This is a genomic window from Treponema sp. R6D11 (assembly GCF_054786075.1).
The window spans coordinates 66754-82833 of sequence record NZ_BDHD01000001.1 but is presented as its reverse complement, the minus strand read 5'-3'; the positions used below and the strand labels follow the sequence as shown (position 1 = coordinate 82833).

Genomic DNA, 16080 nt, shown 5'->3' with positions numbered 1-16080 from the left:
ACAGATAATGCAAAGGGAAGATTTCTACGGCATTATGAAAGCAATGGCGGGCAAAGAAGTAACAATCCGTCTTTTGGATTCGCCTCTTCACGAATTTATGCCCCATAGCGCCGATGAAGTACAGGGTTATATCGACTATGTTACAAAAACCTCAGGCTCTAAACCGTCAAAGGCTGATATTATGGTTCGTATTGACTCTCTGCATGAGTTTAACCCCATGCTTGGACACCGCGGTTGCCGTATTGCCGTCTCTTACCCTGAGATTTACGCGATGCAGGTAAAAGCTATTTTTGAAGCAGCGTATAAACTGCGCTCCGAAAAAATAGACGCGCGTCCTGAAATTATGGTTCCGATTGTAATGGCTGTTGGCGCTGTAACTTTAGAGCCTTCAAAAACCCTTAAAGCCAATTCCGCGGCTTTCTGGCAATTTTCATTTGTTTCCTTGCCCTGAAAACCAGCATATACCACCATTAATTCATGTTGACGAAGTTGACCAAAACCGGCAAGTTCTTCCGAAACTTTAGGGTTTGCTATTAAAAGCCCCATTTCAGGATGAAAATAAGCGGCTACAAGATCGACTCCGTTCCATTTTGCGAATTCTTTCACTACACCTGAAAGGTCGCTTACCGCTGATGCAAGATTAGTTGACGCTGATTTATAGTCAAGTTTATCGACCAATAACATTCTTAAAAGCAAGCCTGTTTGACCGCTTGTTAATTCTTCATCGTCCAATTCGTAAATAGTATCTCCAAGATTCGCATTTGTTTTTGACGCGATATCCGTTGTTCTTTTTATATGTCTAACCGCGCTGTTAAAACCCGCGCGGGTAGAAAGAATTTCCAAATTAGTGCTTTCCGCCATATATCCTCCTTATTTACATTACAAAAAAACGCCTCCGAATTTGTCTTCGGAGGCGTTTGTGAAAATACGCTCTTTTACAGTTCTTTAATTAAAGTTCTGCAATTCCACCGCGTGAAGACTTTTTACCTTTTGCTCTTGAATCAACAACGCCTTTCTTCTTGGACGCGGATTTCGCCGGCGCTTTAGAAGGAGCGGCAATTACTGCCGGTCTTGGTTTAGGAGCGGCTGCTGCAATGGCTGCTTCTTCTTCTTCTTCGGAAACAGCTGCGAATGACTGATTGATGTCTTCGCGGACTGTTGACCTTCTGCGGCTGAATGACGCAAATGCTGCATCAGAGAAGCCTTTGGATACGCCGTGGAGGAACTCATTGAGTACGTTAGCCATTGCGTCCAGAGTAACTTTCTTCCTCTTGATGGAGGTAATATCTACGTCCAACAGGAGACCCGGCTGGAGGTGGTACGGGTTGATCGTGTAGTCAAACCTGTAATATTCCTTCTCAAGCCATTCAAGCCTTTCTGTCATTACGCGTCTTTCAATCGGGTACAGGTAGTCGTACATTTTTTTCATTTTGTTGCGCATAAGAATAATGCGGTTGCGAATTCTGTCTTTTTCATAAATGTACGTTCTGTTGGATTTTTCAACTTCGGTTTCAGCCGGTTTAATAAAGGAAATCTCGTCCCATACCTTCGCGATATCTTCGTACAAAGGCTCGCCGGTTTTTTCTTTAATTGTTTTGCGGATTCTGTTCTTGTTTCTTTTTGCCAAATCATCAAAATCGTTGATTTTGAAGAAGCTCTTTTTATCCTGATAGATAACTTCAAGAACATCCCACAGGTGCTGAACTTCGGTTTCAAAGCTTCTGAGCATTACATCGTAAGCTTTGCGGTCTTCGATAAGCTGGGCATTGTCAAAATAGCGGAGCTTAATCGCATAGCGTTCGTCGGGAAGATTGGCGGCATCGGTATCTTCGTATTCACGAATGATAACTTCGCGTCCGTTCTTCAAGTTTTCGATGTACTGATAGCCCATCTTTGATGTATCAAGAATTGCCGTGATTGAGTTAATAGCCGTGTTAAAGCCGCGGTTACGGATATTTTCCATATCAATAATCTTTTTGATGTTCTCACGAATGTTGAGAGCGTCAAATGTCGCGGGATCAATTTCGGCGCGAAGATCTGTAAGTCTTTCCATGAGTTTTTTCGCCATGAATGTATAGCGTTTTGATTTGGGATCATCAAGTTCATCGTCTGTTAAAGTTTCAACTTTATTCAGTTTGTTGAAAATGATTTCGCCGTCGGAAAGCTCTTCAAGACCCTTATCTATTCTATCGTCCTTAACTTGTTCGATGATTTTGTCGATAGTATCAATGATGTGTTTAGCGATTAAGTCTTTAACGAGGAATTCAACTGTAACCTGATAGTGGAATATCGGGCTGATGAGTTCCGAGTCAAGAATGTTGACTGAAAGTTTTACATCGCTTACTGTCTTTGGCTTAGATTGATTGTCTTTGAACGCGCACTTTACGATTGAATACGCATTTTCACCGCGGACAAAAGCGCCCGTGTCAGTCTTCTGACGAAGAATGCTGTTGGTGTGCGTTTCAAGTTCATTGACACCTCTCTGGATATGACCCTGTAAGTGTCCATACATGTTTACTACTGATTTTTCAACTTCGCCTGTGTTGAATTTATCAGCGCCGCCAACTGCGTCGAGCAAGTCGGCAATTTCTTTAGGCGTGTACCTTGTCAGAACTTTTGTTTCTTCTTTGTCGATAAAGTTTCTGACTTTCTTTACCATTTCATCTTCGCTCGTTACCATGTAACGATTGAACATGTTCTGGTAATTCTGGTTAAAGTAATTGAACAGCTTTTCTTTTATGCCGCCCATTATGTCAAGGCGTTCAAGAACGTCTTTAGGCAACCTTGCTGTCAAGTGGTGGATAACTTTATTAGTTTCCTCCTCCAGTAACAAATTAACTTCAGCCTGCTGATCACGATATTCCTGCGCTAGTGAATTGCGTGAACCGACTGCACTTGGTTTCTCCGGATGGAATACATTCGGGGATTTGGGCAGATCAATTGCTCCCATATAACTCTCCTTATAAAATAGTTTTAAACTACAATCTTATATAAGAATACCATATTTTTATCTTAAATGTAAAGTCTTTTTGATTGAAAAATTTAATAAAAAAACTAGATTTTTTACTTAGAATATGTTAAAATATTGCCATGATAAAGATATTCATTAATATGGAAGATTATAAGTTGAGGAAACACCTCAAAAACATCAAAATTTCGTTTTTTTTGGTTTTTACGGTCTTTTTAAGCCTTACGCCTGTATATGCCCAACGCGCCCCTATAGACGTTAATTTAATAATTGACGGATCTTCTTCGCTCGCTACGGTAAAAAACGAGGTTACCGCCTGGGTTTCGGGACGGCTTGACCAAATATTGACGGAAGGGGACAGAGTTACCGTATGGAGCGCAGGGGCACAGTCCAAAGTAATTTATACGGGAAAAATTGAAGGACCCTCCGGGAAAGACGCGGTAAAGAAGAGTATAAGCGACCTTGCCCCGACAGGAAACAGACCCGATTTTTCCGGCGCTTTACGTGATGCCGCATCCCGCAAAAGTTTAAGCTACAGTTACACATTGTTAATAAGCGCGTCTCCGGCGGCGCTTACTTCCGTGCTTTTAAGCCCGCAGGCGAATCTTTTACGTTTTTCCAGAATAGAAGAATTTCCCGACTGGCGCGCGCTTGTCGTAGGATTAAACATAGACGCTAAAGTAAAAAGCTCTGCAACGGCATTTTTTGCCCAATAATTTGACATAAATGAAAAAAACGTTTTTTTATTTTTCAGCCGTAATTGCGGCATTATTATTACTGTTAATACTTTTCTTGGCGACCGGACTATGGAAAAAGATTTTTTACGCCCAATCCGACGAAAACATCAAGACAAAAATAGTAACCCCAAGAGAGGCTAATATTTATGCCTCCGCAGGACAATCCGGACAGGTTTCATGGGAAGAAAATATCAGTACAAAAATACCTTTGGCGGAAGGAGAAACTGTTATCGCGGTTCTGAACAAGGAAAGCGAAGCAAATATGCCGGAAGAACAATTTGTTGTTTATCGTACATCAGATACGGAATCTCCGGTGTTTCTTACACTTCTAGGTTATGACGAAAATACACGCGCTTACAAACGGCTTTGGAACGCGTCTACCTCGGCAAGTCAAAGCGAAACTATCACTATTTTTAGTCAGGATTTGATAGGCGACAGAAACAACTGCATAGTTGTAACAGGAATGAACGATAAAAATGAACATACAATGACTGTTTTTAGGCGTATGCCAGGCAGACCGATCAGCTTTCCTTATAAAAAAATAGCGGATTTACAAATTGCAGGTTCCGTAATAATTCAAGAAACAGTGCGTTCTTTGGCATATCAGCAAGGATTAACAAGGGGGCAAAGTTTTAATATTGCTGCTTACGGACAGGACAACGCATCGGTGAATATTCTGGATCAAATTGAAACCATCTACTCTTTTAATTCCGTAACCGAGCAGTATGAGCAGATTAATGTGTCAAGAATACCTGGTTCACAAGTTGAACAACGGAGAATTAGGGAACTATTAAGCGGCGCTCCCGGCGTCTTTGAAAAATTTATAAACGACTTATGGTACTATGTAAGTCCCCAAGGTACTATCGACGCAAAACAGTACATTTATTTTGATCCCATAAAAAAGGAAATCATATTTTTCGGCGATGAAGCCCAGCAAGTTTTCCTTTGGCAAACTGCTAACCAAACCCGTTACGGTTTGTATATAAGAAGTCAAAATATATCTATAAGCACATTACTTCGATTTGTCGATATAGAGCTTGAGTCGCTGGACAGCATAAAACTGCGCGTTATTGAAGACGTCAGACTGAGAATCACAGCAAACACAACATGGGACGGTTCCTACCGCAGGGCTGGGTCTGCGAATTTTAAAGAAGAATTAACCAATTTAAAACCCACAATAGACGCTATTTTTGATTCATCGTGGGGCAGAATTCAATTTAACAATTCAGGCGAATATACGGTTACTTCCGTGGGGACTGTAAAAAAGGGACGCTATATTTTCTATAAAGTGAATAATGACGATCTATTGGAATTACGCCCCGAAGAAGACAATGAAAACCGTCTTGTTTATAAAGCTGAAAATGCCGCCGGCGTATTGTTACTTTCACACGTAAAGGTGGGAATAAACGGAGTTCAAGACTTGCTTGAACCCCCTATTACTCTTACTAAGCCAATTAATTAAACTACGCCTTGCTCCAGCATTGCTTTTGCTACTTTTTTGAAGCCGGCTATGTTTGCGCCAATTACAAAGTTGCCTGGTTTGCCGTATTCTTTGGAAGCTTCGTCTATGTTTTGGAAAATGTTACACATGATGGTTTTAAGTTTCGCGTCAACTTCTTCAAACGACCATGAAAGGCGCGCGCTATTCTGGGACATTTCAAGACCCGATGTCGCGACGCCGCCCGCGTTTGAGGCTTTGCCGGGGAAGAATGCAATGCCCTTGCTGAGCAAGAATTCGGTGGCATCCAGAGTTGTGGGCATATTCGCGCCTTCGGCTACAACCTTGCATCCTGAGGCGGCAAGTTTTTTCGCGTCGTCAATGAGCAATTCATTCTGCGTGGCGCACGGAAGGGCTATATCGCAGGCGATGTCCCATACTCTGCCCTTGCCTGACTCTGAATAAACGGCGGACTTGTGGGCATCGGCGTATTTGGTAAGCCTTTCCCTGTTTACAAGTTTGATGTCTTTTATGGTATCGAGTTTAATTCCATCTTTGTCGTGAATAAACCCGTTGCTGTCCGTCATGCTGACAACTGTCGCGCCAAGAGCCGCCGCTTTTTCCGCCGCAAAAATTGCGACATTGCCGCTGCCGGAGATCGCTACTTTTTTACCTTTAAAGCTGTCGCCTTTTTTATTCAGGTATTCTTCTACTATGTAAACAAGTCCGTATCCTGTGGCTTCGGTTCTTACAAGACTTCCGCCCCAACCGAGACCCTTTCCGGTTAAAACGCCTTCAAAGGCATTTGTTATTTTTTTGTACTGACCATACATAAAACCGACTTCCCTGCCGCCTACTCCGATGTCTCCGGCGGGAACGTCAGTGTCCGGACCGATGTGGCGGTAAAGCTCTGTCATAAAGGACTGGCAGAAACGCATTACTTCGTTATCGCTTTTTCCTTTGGGGTCAAAATCGGAGCCGCCCTTACCGCCGCCCATTGGAAGCCCTGTAAGGGAGTTTTTGAAAATTTGTTCAAAACCCAAAAATTTAATTATGCTTAAAGTTACCGACGGGTGGAAACGCAAACCGCCCTTGTACGGACCGATTGCGGAACTGAATTGTACGCGGTAGCCTCGGTTTACCTGCACCTTACCGGCATCATCTATCCATGGAACTCTGAAAACAACAGCGCGTTCAGGCTCTATCAACCTTTCCAAAAGTCCCGCTTTTTCATAGGTATTGTCTTTGTCAACAATGATTCTGAGCGAATCTAAAACTTCTTTGGCAGCCTGCAAAAATTCAGGCTGTCCCGCATCTCTTTTTTCGATAATAGAGATAATATTGTCTATATAACCCATAATTCCTCCGTGAGTATCAAAATTTAGTATATCCTGTATTAGGTGTTATGTCAATCGACCAGTATTGGGGAAAGTAGTGATTAGTGGATAGTATATAGTAGGTAGTAGATAGTATTGTTGTTAGTAAGTTACGCCTGATAATACCACGCTTAGGTTACAAACATCACTATTCACTACATACTACCCACTATCTTCTCCACTGCCGCAAGTTTAACGGCGGTGCAGAAAATTTCCAACGCCTGACCAAGTTCCGCGAGCGGTGGGCAGGTTGGAGCGATACGGATATTTCTGTCTTTAGGATCTTTTCCGTATGGGTATGTCGCGCCCGCCGGAGTTAAAGCGACACCTGCTTCGGCACAGAGTGAGACAATTTTTTTTGCGCAACCTTCAAGCGAGTTAAAACTGACAAAGTAGCCGCCCTCAGGCTCCGTCCATTCGGCGATACCGAGACCGCCCAATTCCTTTCTTAAGGTTTCGTTTACAAGATGGAATTTTGGTTTAAGAATTGCGGCATGTTTTTCCATGTGCGCCATTACGCCTGCCGCATCTTTGAAAAAGCGGGCATGGCGCAGTTGGTTTAATTTGTCGGGACCGATGGTTTGCGCGGTAAGCCGTTGGCGGATATATTCGCAGTTGGATTTTGAAGATGCCATACAAGTTACGGACGCGCCTGCAAAACTTACTTTTGAAAAGGACGCGAACACAAGCGTCATGTTCGGGTTTCCCGCTTCTTCACAAAGACGGATAATATTCGGAAGCGTTTTTTGTTTGCCGCCAAGATCGTGGAAGGCGTAGGCGTTGTCCCAGTAAATACGAAAGTCATCGGCGGCAGGTTTTAGTCTTGCAAAGCGTTTTACGGTTTCTTCGGAATAGACAATACCTGTAGGGTTTGAATATTTAGGCACGCACCAAATACCCTTGATCATCGGGTCGGACTTAACAGCCGCCTCAATCTCGTCCATGTCTGGACCGTCCTGCCCCATTGCAATAGGTATCATATCGATATGGAAATAATTGCAGATTGTAAAATGGCGGTCATAACCCGGAGCGGGGCATAAAAATTTTACATGACCCTGACTCTGCCAAGGCTGTCCGTCTCTTACGCCGTGGGACATATTTACCGCTACATTGTCAAACATAAGGGACAGCGAAGAATTGCCGCCCACGATAACCTCGTCCGGTGTCAGATCCAAAAGGTCGGCGAATATTTTTTTCATTTCGGGAATGCCGTCTAGCCCGCCGTAATTGCGGCAGTCGGCTCCATTGGCGGCTTTGTAATCATCAGCCGAAAGGCAGGTTAACATTTCGTTACAAAGCGACAATTGTTCGTCGGAAGGAACCCCGCGTGTCATATTGAGTTTGCGTCCGCTTTCTTTATACATGGAAAGTTCGGCGGTAAGTTGAGCTTTAAGAGCGGATAATTCCGCCTTGTCTAATTGCGCGTACGGCTTCATAGTCTTCCTTTGCTTTACTTTATACTTTTTTTGTTTGTTAGCCAATAGGCGGTACATTGGAAATAGTGGAATAGAACTGCTATAATTAAGCCACATATACCGCTACTACGCCTGTAAATGAAAAAATAAAACGGAGGCTAATATGTTAAAAAAATCGGCTTGTTCAGAGCAATCAAGAAAAGAAGGTTTACAGCTTATAACCGCATCGGACAAAGGCGATATTGAAGCCGTAAAATCACTGCTTAAGAAAGATGTTTATATCCACACGCAGGATAAGGAAGGCAGGTGCGCCCTTGTAGCCGCCGCTTATAAGAACCGCCTTGAAATTGTCGATTTGCTGATTGCCGCAGGCGCGGATGTAAACATGAAAGACAATACCCTGCAAAGCGCCTATTTAATCTCGACCTCCGACGGATATACAGAGTTACTAAAGAAAACCCTCAAAGCCGGAGCTGATGTTTTTTGTACAGACAGTTACAACGGAACCGGACTTATCCGCGCCGCCGACCGCGGACATGTCGAAATAATAAAAGAACTCTTAAAAACAAATATCCGCGTTAACCATGTTAACAACATTGGGTGGACCGCGTTGCTTGAAGCGATCATATTGGGCGACGGAGGAAAACGGCATACCGAAGTTGTGCGCCTATTGGTTGATTCAGGCGCGGATGTTAATTTGCCGGACAAAGGGGGAGTTACACCGTTGGCGCACGCTAAAAGCAAGAACTATACCAACATTATAAATATTTTAGAAAATTCAAAGGCAAAAGGTTAGCATATTTTATATTGACAAAAACGCCAAAATAATAAAGAATACAGTAATGAGCGGTTTTTTCGAGCGAGTACCAACTTCTCAACCTAATCCTTGCATAAATTCAAATTCTCTCTCTCTCTTATTATAGAAGAAAATACCCAAATTTACAATTTATCCTCTTATGTTTATTTCCGCGTTATAAACATATCCAAATAGCAAACAAAAGGAGTTTTCTATGAAACTAATTAAAAAACTTTTGGCAATTTTCGCAATTATTGCGGCAATTGGATTCATGATCCTACCCCTAACAGGATGCCCGGAAGTTCCTACGGACGATGAGACTAAAAAAATCCCTAAGGTAGACCCCACGGAAGAAGAAAGCGGAGAAGACCCTCTTGATTACATCCAGCTTACCGAAGGCGTATGGAAAAATGGAAACATTCCAATTTCAGACGGCGAACAGTGGTTCAGGTTTACCGCAACAGCAGCCACCCAATATATACACTTTGATCCGGGTACAATGTCCATGGTATATGTACAACTATATGATGATTCCAAAGAAAACAAGGTAGGAAGCCAGGCATCCCTTTATAGTTCCTCATTATATATATCTCGAACAGTAACAAGTGGTAGTGTGTACTATATAAAAGTAACGCCTTACAACAGCAACAATTCCGGCAATTATCAGATAATGTTCACAACATCAAGTACACTGCCGATTACCTTGCCAACTACAAACGTAACCACACTTACCTCAAACATATGGGGTAGTGGTAATATTACAACCCCAGGCGGTGAACAGTGGTTTACATTTACCGCAAACGCAACTACCCAATATATTCATTTTTCCATTGGTACTCTAAACGATGTGAATATACAACTGTATGACAGTACAGGCGTAACAGTAGGAACAAAAATAAATCTGTGGAGCTCAACTTTATATACATCTCAAACAGTAACAAGCGGTAGCGTATATTATATTAAGGTAACCCCTTACGACAGTATCAAGTCCGGCAATTATCAGATAGCGTTTAATACATCAAGCACAAAACCGCAATAACCCCCTCCACACGAAACATCGCAAACAACGGCAAACCCCGAAAGTTCGTGAGGTTCGTGTGGTTCGTGGTAGATCTCTTTGAGAATTATTTAACAGGAAACGACTCAAATCCCGCTTCGCGTAATTCCCTAATAGTACGCCCTTGGTCTGTTCCGGCGGGGACGGTTACCGCCCACATTTCATTGCCGTTAACAATACGCTGTTCAAACGAAGGAGAAAAACCCGCTTGCTTTAAGTTTGTTATTTGCGTCTGGGCGTTTGCCTGACGGCTGAATACGCCTGTTTGCAGTCTGGCGGTTGAAACTGTAGCTTGCGGAGCGGAAGGTTGGGGAACATTCGCTTGAGAAGAACTTACTTGAAAAGACGGAGTTGTTTGTGTGGAAGTTGTCTGCACTGAAGTTGCCGATTGCGTAACAGTGGTTTGAGCGACTGGGGTCTCGTTTGGTTTTTCACTTGCAAGGACGGCAAGAGAATCGTAACCTCCGGCAAAAAGCCAAAACGGGCTTGGTCTTACAACAACCGAAGATGACGATTGATTTACGGCAAGGCGACCTTCCGGCGTTTGAGGGAATTCTGCAACCAGACGCTGCCGCCATTTTTCAGCCGTTTGTGCATGAGATAATTTCCATAGTACAAAAATAATTTGGCTTTTCATTTCCGAGTATTCGGGATTATCTACAATAGCGGCAAGAGTAGCGGTATCGCCTGTTTTAATCGCTTTAACGGCGGTATCCAAAAAACGTGCGCGCGGTGATTTTGGCAGTAATGGCTCAAGCGCGGTGATTGCCCTGTCCCATTCGCCCATTGCGGCAAGACAATAAGCGCACGATAAAAGAGCGTCATCGTCTACCTTGCCGGGAACAGCGGCGGCGGCTTCTAGCCAGTTTCTTGCCGCGCCCTCAATGTCGCCTGAAAGCTGGCGAAGGTGCGCAAGACGGACAAGAGCATCGTGCTTCTCTACAGCGGAAACGCCCTGTTTGTTAGCGGAGGCTTCAATGTTTTTTAATTCAACTTCAAGAGAAACTCCTGTCTGCGCAAAAATTTGTTGACCAAGCGCGCAAGCGAAAGTTATCAATAAAACAAGGAGGACTGATTTTTTCATTATTTACCGTTACGCGCCTCTTTTTTTGCGAAAAGTCTTTCTCTTGCCAATGCCGCGTCCTGTTTTATTTTTTCGTCAAATTCAGCATCGGTAAGTTTGGCAGGAGAAGGGTCGTCGTTTTGACTCTTGCCTTTTCGCGAGAAACCGCTTTTCTTTTTCTTGCTTAAATGCAAAAACAAAGGCGTAGCGCATACAAGCCCCAGGAAAAAAGAAATAAAAACTGTAAGGAATATGGGAACTCCTTCAAATTGAGCAAAACCAATATTTATATTACATCGATTATCCAAATTAACGGTTATAAACGCCAAAAAAATGGCAAAAATAACAATAAATAATATCAATCTCCAGGGCATAATAACTCCTTTCTTGCGCGGGCGTAAGCCTGCGCATTTATATCGAATATGAAACGAAGTTTCATAATATCTCCTTTGCTCTAAATGTGTTCCCTTTTAAACCTGACAGGACAAGCTTGCCAAAAGAGCCTATCATAGACTTTGGACCGGGAACAACAGCCATTTCGTCTTTTTCTGTCCTCGTTATTAATTCATCGGCATTTTTTCGCGAGATCCCCTCTATTAAAACAGTTTCTGTACTGCCAATTCTGGCTTTTAATAGCAGATTGGTTATTTTTTGCTGTAGGGCTATCACCCTTTCCAGCCTCTCTTTTTTGATTTTTTCGTCTATTCTGTTAGGAAATTCAAAGGCTTTTGTGCCTTCACGGGGGTTAAAATGATACATATAAGCATAAAGAAAACCGATTTCTTCCATTAATTGCAGTGTCTGCTCCACATCTTCCTCTGTTTCGCCGGGGAAACCGACAAGTATATCCGTGGAGAGGGTAATTCCAGGCATCGCGGCGCGGATTTCTTTTACAAGTTCCAGAAAACTCTGCGCCGTATAGCCGCGATTCATCGCTTTTAAGATGTTGTTTGACCCATGCTGGACGGGCAAGTGCAGATGACGGCAGAAAGTTTTATTGGAAGCCAAAACTTCTATTGTGTCGTGGGAAAAATTGCCCGGATTAGCGGAAAGGAAGCGTATCCATTTTATCCCGCTTTTTTCGGCTTCGACGGCGACAGTTTTTAACAGGGCGGCAAAGTCGATATGAGTCCAACGGTAATTGTTTACATTCTGTCCCAAAAGAGTAATTTCGCGCACTCCCCTTTCGCCTACAAGACGGATTTCTTGCGCTATATTTTGAGGGTCGCGGGATACTTCCCTGCCCCGCACATAGGGGACAATGCAATAAGAACAAAAATTGTTACAGCCGTGCATGATTGGGACAAAACTGCGGAACTGTCCTTCTTCTAAATGCGAGTTGGAAAAAGAAAAAGTGAGGCTGTTCATTGATGTCAAGCTCGGCTTTTATTCCGTTTTCTACGGCTTCAAGAATCAGGGGGAAAATAGAACGGGCTGATGTCCCCATAACATAATCCACTTGCGGATATTTTTCTTTTAGCTTTTCACCTAACCTTTCCGCCATACAGCCTGCGACAACCAGCGTAAAATGTTTGTTTTGTTTCTTTTTTATTCCAGAGTAATCGGAGATACGTCCAAGAACGCGTTTTTCCGCCGTTAGCCGCACAGAGCATGTATTAAGCAGAACAAGATCAGCACTTTCGCTATTCTCCGCCTTAGTCCACCCTCGTTCTTTGCAGACAAGAGCCAATGCCGCAGACTCGGCGCTGTTCATTTGACAGCCGTAAGTTTCAAAAAAATATTTCATATACCACGAACCAACACGAACAACGACATGACGCTATGATCTCTTTTTAAGCCCGATAAGAAATTTAATTCCATTTATAATACCAAGTACAAGAAGACCGACAGAGCCTATACTCAAAAGAGTGCCGCAAACGGCTACTAAAAAAGTTATTCTTGATTTTGAAAGGATTGTAAGCGCGCCGACAGTTGTGATTAAAAGACCGGCTCTTTTATCCGCCGGGTCTTTAGAAAAAAGAGAACCTATGCCAACCAGACAAACTATGCCTCCAACGACAAGACCAAATACTCTGAATTTGGAAATGATATTCAAGAGAAAAAGAAAAATTCCGCCCGCTATGTAGCTAATCGCGGTAATACCCAATTTGGATAAACTTGATGTTGACGGTATGTCGTTTATATTTTCCACTTCGTCCATTATACACTCCTTTCCGCCGCTTCTACAACATTTTGCAAAAGCATGGCGATAGTCATGGGACCGACACCGCCGGGAACAGGCGTAAAAAACGCGCACTTTCCGGCAACGGCGGGATCAACATCGCCACAGACTCGGTAGCCTTTTGGTGTTGATGAATCGGGCACTCGGTTTATTCCCACATCAATTACTGTTGCCCCTTCTTTTACCATTTCCGCTTTTATAAATGCCGCTTTTCCAGCCGCCACTATCAAAATGTCCGCTTGCAAAGTATGGCTTGCAAGGTCTTTTGTTCCGGTGTGGCAAATAGTTACAGTTGCATTATATTCTTTGCGTATCAAAAGAGCTGCAAGCGGTTTACCAACAATGTTTGATCTTCCCACTACTACGACATTCGCCCCAGAAACGGGAATTTTATACTCTTTTAACAAAACAAGAACGCCATGCGGAGTACAAGGCAAAAATCCAGGTCTGCCAAGTATCATATTTCCAACCGAAACAGGATGAAAGCAATCTACGTCTTTTTCGGGAGAGACGGCGGCGTTTATTTTTTCCTCGTTAATGTGTTTTGGCACAGGAGACTGAACAAGAATGCCATGTATTTTTTTATCTTTGTTAAGATCGTCTATGAGCGAAAGAAGTTCCTCCTCGCTTGTGGTTTGTGGAATCCTTATATCTTTGCTTTCCATTTCAGCTTCAGCTAACGCTTTTTCTTTAGAATTGACATAAGAAAGGCTTGCAGGGTCTTCACCTACAAGCACAACGGCAAGGCACGGGGTAATTCCCTTTGCCTTTAACGCCTGAGCTTTTATTTTTGCGCTCTCACGGAGCTTTTGTCCAAGCGCCTTTCCGTCCATTATTGTTGCTGGCACATTTTCCTCCTATTTTTTTTACCACGAACCAAATCGAACTACGACAAGATGTGTCTTAAAAGTTCGTGGTGTTCGTGTGGTTCGTGGTTCATATTTCTTCCAAGAACGTTATCACCATAAACCTACCGGCTTTCGCTTTAATATAAAAATCCCCGTCCTCCGCTTCGTTACTCAGTCCGAAAAAACCGCGATCCCAGTGCAGACCGTCGAGTTGCCATTTTAATCCTTTGCTTGACGCTTCCCACCTTCCTTCGCCGAGCGGAAAAACTGAGACACGGGCGTTTTCAGTAAGACGGCAGAAAGCTTCGCTGTGCAACGTGTTTGCGTCTATACAGCGAATATCTTCCGTTTCTGTAATCCAACGGCGCGGGAAAACCGCTCTTTCAAAAAGGGAGCGAATACCAAAAAGATGGTCTATCCTGCCGCCGCCCCCTCCCAATATCCAAATATCATCGCACCCTTTTTCCTCTGCAAGCAAAAAAGCCAATTCCGTATCGGTAAAATCTTTTTCGTGCTGATGGCGAATAACACGCTCAGGCGGCACGGCGGAAAGGCATGATTGATCCTCAAGAGAATCCATGTCGCCAATAACCCAATCAGGGTTTACATCGGCGTTCAATGCCGCCATAAGACCGGAATCGGCGGCGATAATCAATGCGCCTTTTGCTTCAGTTTCCAAAAGACGCTTTACTACTTCCGCCTTTGGACTTTCTCCGCCTGTAAAAATTATGCCTAGCAAATTATCCCCCAAGACTATAATCACGAACAGCAACAAGATGTGTGGTAAAAAACTAACATAAAAAGTATACTTAAAAACTAAAGGATATTCAATTGACAAAAACCATTGACCCGGTATTAAAAGAAATAGCCTCTATTTTTAACGACAATGGGAAACAGGTATACATTGTGGGCGGAGCGGTACGGGATATGATAAGAGGAAAGGAAATACACGACTGGGATTTGGCTACTGACGCACTGCCCGAAGAAGTAACAGATTTTGTCAGACGCGCTCGGGGCAAAGTTATCCCCACGGGTATTAAACACGGAACAGTTACCGTCCTGTACAAAAATCACAGCGCGGAAGTTACCACATTCAGAACGGAATCAACATATTCGGACGGACGAAGACCCGATCAAATTAAATACGCTTCCGATATTCAAGAAGACCTTTCAAGACGTGATTTTACGATGAACGCCATTGCTCTTCGCCTGCCAGACGGAGAAATAGTAGATCCATTCAACGGAGCGGCTGACATAAAAGCGAAAATTATTCGCTGTGTTGGAAACGCGGAGATGCGATTTAACGAGGACGGCTTGCGCCCGTTACGCGCCGTCCGCTTTGCCGCCCAACTTGGCTTTGAGATTGAAAAAAACACGCTTGACGCTATCAATGGCGCACTATCAGTCAGCGCAAAAGTTTCATGGGAGCGAGTGCGGGACGAAATTGACAAAATACTCGCCTCTCCCGTTCCCTCACAAGCTTTTCTGTTGATGGAAAAAACTGGTCTTTTAGAGCTTTTTTTAAAAGAGCTGTCTGCTTGCCGAGACATCGAACAGAAAGGCTTCCACAGTTTTGACGTACTGGATCATTCCCTTCTTGCCTGCAACTACGCCGCCGAGAAAAACTATTCACACCAAGTGCGTCTTGCCGCTCTGTTACACGACATTGGCAAGCCCTCTGTACGCAAAATGGACGAAAGCGGCGTTTGGACTTTTTACCGTCATGAGGAAATAGGCGCTGATATGTGCGACAAACTCCTAAGGCGGCTACGCTATTCAAACGAAGTAATAGAAAGCGTCTGCCATTTGGTAAAAGAGCACATGTTCCACTACACGGAAGACTGGTCAAATTCCGCCGTCCGCCGTTTTATCGCACGTGTGGGCGAAGACAGTCTTAAAGACCTTTATCTTTTACGCCGTGCGGACGCTTTTGCGTTAGGCGGAAAAGAGACTGAACCAATGAACCTGACGGCGTTAGCTGACAGAGTGGAAAAAGTTCTGGCGGAAAAACACGCCTTTACAATAAAAGATCTTGCAGTCTCTGGAAATGATTTAATGACGATAGGCATTGAAGGCGGCAAAACAATGGGAATAATTTTAAAAGAACTTTTAGAAACTGTACTTGATGATCCTTCGCAGAATACTAAAGAAAAGTTGCTGGAGATTGCAGGGAAGATTGTTGAGGGTAGGAAGAAATAAA

16 protein-coding genes and 1 pseudogene are annotated in these 16080 nt (G+C 43.5%); 6 read left to right on the top strand and 11 right to left on the bottom strand.

Annotated features, from left to right (window positions below; translation table 11 throughout):
* Positions 1-361, top strand: a pseudogene (locus ACYVTD_RS00500) (putative PEP-binding protein); the annotation flags it as partial.
* Here ACYVTD_RS00500 and ACYVTD_RS00495 read toward each other — a convergent pair.
* Both ACYVTD_RS00495 and cfpA read right to left on the bottom strand, forming a co-directional pair.
* A complete protein-coding gene (locus ACYVTD_RS00495; protein WP_461245814.1) occupies positions 265-861 on the bottom strand; it encodes a hypothetical protein in 597 nt (198 codons plus the stop codon). The pseudogene ACYVTD_RS00500 and the gene ACYVTD_RS00495 overlap by 97 nt on opposite strands.
* Before the next feature lie 88 nt (positions 862-949).
* A complete protein-coding gene (cfpA, locus tag ACYVTD_RS00490; protein ID WP_461245813.1) occupies positions 950-2950 on the bottom strand; it encodes a cytoplasmic filament protein CfpA in 2001 nt (666 codons plus the stop codon).
* Between the two features lie 140 nt (positions 2951-3090).
* On the opposite strand from cfpA, the gene ACYVTD_RS00485 reads away from it, so the two are divergent.
* The gene (locus ACYVTD_RS00485; RefSeq protein WP_461245812.1) at positions 3091-3684 is read left to right on the top strand and encodes a hypothetical protein; all 594 of its coding nucleotides are present in this window, start codon (positions 3091-3093) and stop codon (positions 3682-3684) included.
* A gap of 10 nt (positions 3685-3694) precedes the next feature.
* Positions 3695-5167 (top strand): pallilysin-related adhesin, encoded by a 1473-nt coding sequence (locus ACYVTD_RS00480; protein ID WP_461245811.1) that lies wholly within the window; start codon positions 3695-3697, stop codon positions 5165-5167.
* Here the strand turns inward: ACYVTD_RS00480 and gdhA are convergent.
* Together gdhA and ACYVTD_RS00470 are read right to left on the bottom strand one after the other, a co-directional pair.
* Positions 5164-6501 carry an NADP-specific glutamate dehydrogenase gene (gdhA, locus tag ACYVTD_RS00475; RefSeq protein WP_461245810.1) on the bottom strand — a complete coding sequence of 446 codons (1338 nt, stop codon included), beginning with the start codon at positions 6499-6501 and terminating at the stop codon, positions 5164-5166. The two genes, ACYVTD_RS00480 and gdhA, sit on opposite strands and share 4 nt — an antisense overlap.
* Before the next feature lie 173 nt (positions 6502-6674).
* Positions 6675-7955: an aminotransferase class I/II-fold pyridoxal phosphate-dependent enzyme gene (locus tag ACYVTD_RS00470; protein WP_461245809.1), complete on the bottom strand. Its 1281-nt coding sequence runs from the start codon at positions 7953-7955 to the stop codon at positions 6675-6677.
* A gap of 142 nt (positions 7956-8097) precedes the next feature.
* On the opposite strand from ACYVTD_RS00470, the gene ACYVTD_RS00465 reads away from it, so the two are divergent.
* Together ACYVTD_RS00465 and ACYVTD_RS00460 are read left to right on the top strand one after the other, a co-directional pair.
* Entirely contained in the window at positions 8098-8730 is a 633-nt protein-coding gene (locus tag ACYVTD_RS00465) for an ankyrin repeat domain-containing protein (protein WP_461245808.1), read from the top strand.
* A gap of 214 nt (positions 8731-8944) precedes the next feature.
* Positions 8945-9769, top strand: coding sequence for a hypothetical protein (locus tag ACYVTD_RS00460; RefSeq protein ID WP_461245807.1), 825 nt, complete (start codon positions 8945-8947; stop codon positions 9767-9769).
* Positions 9770-9854: 85 nt separating this feature from the next.
* Here the strand turns inward: ACYVTD_RS00460 and ACYVTD_RS00455 are convergent, their stop codons facing one another.
* From ACYVTD_RS00455 to ACYVTD_RS00425, 7 genes are all read right to left on the bottom strand, one after another.
* On the bottom strand, positions 9855-10871 hold the full coding sequence (locus tag ACYVTD_RS00455) for an SPOR domain-containing protein (protein WP_461245806.1): 1017 nt from the start codon (positions 10869-10871) through the stop codon (positions 9855-9857).
* Positions 10871-11224, bottom strand: coding sequence for a hypothetical protein (locus ACYVTD_RS00450; protein ID WP_461245805.1), 354 nt, complete (start codon positions 11222-11224; stop codon positions 10871-10873). Before ACYVTD_RS00450 ends, ACYVTD_RS00455 begins: the two co-directional genes overlap by 1 nt.
* 61 nt (positions 11225-11285) lie before the next feature.
* Positions 11286-12218, bottom strand: a complete 933-nt coding sequence (miaB, locus tag ACYVTD_RS00445) for a tRNA (N6-isopentenyl adenosine(37)-C2)-methylthiotransferase MiaB (RefSeq protein ID WP_461245804.1) — start codon at positions 12216-12218, stop codon at positions 11286-11288.
* The gene (locus ACYVTD_RS00440) at positions 12133-12597 is read right to left on the bottom strand and encodes a hypothetical protein (protein ID WP_461245803.1); all 465 of its coding nucleotides are present in this window, start codon (positions 12595-12597) and stop codon (positions 12133-12135) included. Before ACYVTD_RS00440 ends, miaB begins: the two co-directional genes overlap by 86 nt.
* Before the next feature lie 33 nt (positions 12598-12630).
* Positions 12631-13011, bottom strand: coding sequence for a hypothetical protein (locus ACYVTD_RS00435; RefSeq protein WP_461245802.1), 381 nt, complete (start codon positions 13009-13011; stop codon positions 12631-12633).
* Positions 13011-13880 (bottom strand): bifunctional 5,10-methylenetetrahydrofolate dehydrogenase/5,10-methenyltetrahydrofolate cyclohydrolase, encoded by an 870-nt coding sequence (locus ACYVTD_RS00430; protein WP_461245801.1) that lies wholly within the window; start codon positions 13878-13880, stop codon positions 13011-13013. The genes ACYVTD_RS00435 and ACYVTD_RS00430 overlap by 1 nt, the downstream gene beginning before the upstream one ends.
* A gap of 88 nt (positions 13881-13968) precedes the next feature.
* Positions 13969-14619, bottom strand: a complete 651-nt coding sequence (locus tag ACYVTD_RS00425; RefSeq protein WP_461245800.1) for a thiamine diphosphokinase — start codon at positions 14617-14619, stop codon at positions 13969-13971.
* A gap of 92 nt (positions 14620-14711) precedes the next feature.
* On the opposite strand from ACYVTD_RS00425, the gene ACYVTD_RS00420 reads away from it, so the two are divergent.
* Entirely contained in the window at positions 14712-16079 is a 1368-nt protein-coding gene (locus ACYVTD_RS00420) for a CCA tRNA nucleotidyltransferase (RefSeq protein WP_461245799.1), read from the top strand.
* Position 16080: the final 1 nt, after the last annotated feature.

Excerpts from the sequence above, each read along its gene's own strand:
- ACYVTD_RS00495 (WP_461245814.1), bottom strand. The coding sequence starts at position 861 with ATGGCGGAAAGCACTAATTTGGAAATTCTTTCTACCCGCGCGGGTTTT.
- cfpA (WP_461245813.1), bottom strand. The coding sequence starts at position 2,950 with ATGGGAGCAATTGATCTGCCCAAATCCCCGAATGTATTCCATCCGGAG.
- ACYVTD_RS00485 (WP_461245812.1), top strand. The coding sequence starts at position 3,091 with ATGATAAAGATATTCATTAATATGGAAGATTATAAGTTGAGGAAACAC.
- ACYVTD_RS00480 (WP_461245811.1), top strand. The coding sequence starts at position 3,695 with ATGAAAAAAACGTTTTTTTATTTTTCAGCCGTAATTGCGGCATTATTA.
- gdhA (WP_461245810.1), bottom strand. The coding sequence starts at position 6,501 with ATGGGTTATATAGACAATATTATCTCTATTATCGAAAAAAGAGATGCG.
- ACYVTD_RS00470 (WP_461245809.1), bottom strand. The coding sequence starts at position 7,955 with ATGAAGCCGTACGCGCAATTAGACAAGGCGGAATTATCCGCTCTTAAA.
- ACYVTD_RS00465 (WP_461245808.1), top strand. The coding sequence starts at position 8,098 with ATGTTAAAAAAATCGGCTTGTTCAGAGCAATCAAGAAAAGAAGGTTTA.
- ACYVTD_RS00460 (WP_461245807.1), top strand. The coding sequence starts at position 8,945 with ATGAAACTAATTAAAAAACTTTTGGCAATTTTCGCAATTATTGCGGCA.
- ACYVTD_RS00455 (WP_461245806.1), bottom strand. The coding sequence starts at position 10,871 with ATGAAAAAATCAGTCCTCCTTGTTTTATTGATAACTTTCGCTTGCGCG.
- ACYVTD_RS00450 (WP_461245805.1), bottom strand. The coding sequence starts at position 11,224 with ATGCCCTGGAGATTGATATTATTTATTGTTATTTTTGCCATTTTTTTG.
- miaB (WP_461245804.1), bottom strand. The coding sequence starts at position 12,218 with ATGAACAGCCTCACTTTTTCTTTTTCCAACTCGCATTTAGAAGAAGGA.
- ACYVTD_RS00440 (WP_461245803.1), bottom strand. The coding sequence starts at position 12,597 with ATGAAATATTTTTTTGAAACTTACGGCTGTCAAATGAACAGCGCCGAG.
- ACYVTD_RS00435 (WP_461245802.1), bottom strand. The coding sequence starts at position 13,011 with ATGGACGAAGTGGAAAATATAAACGACATACCGTCAACATCAAGTTTA.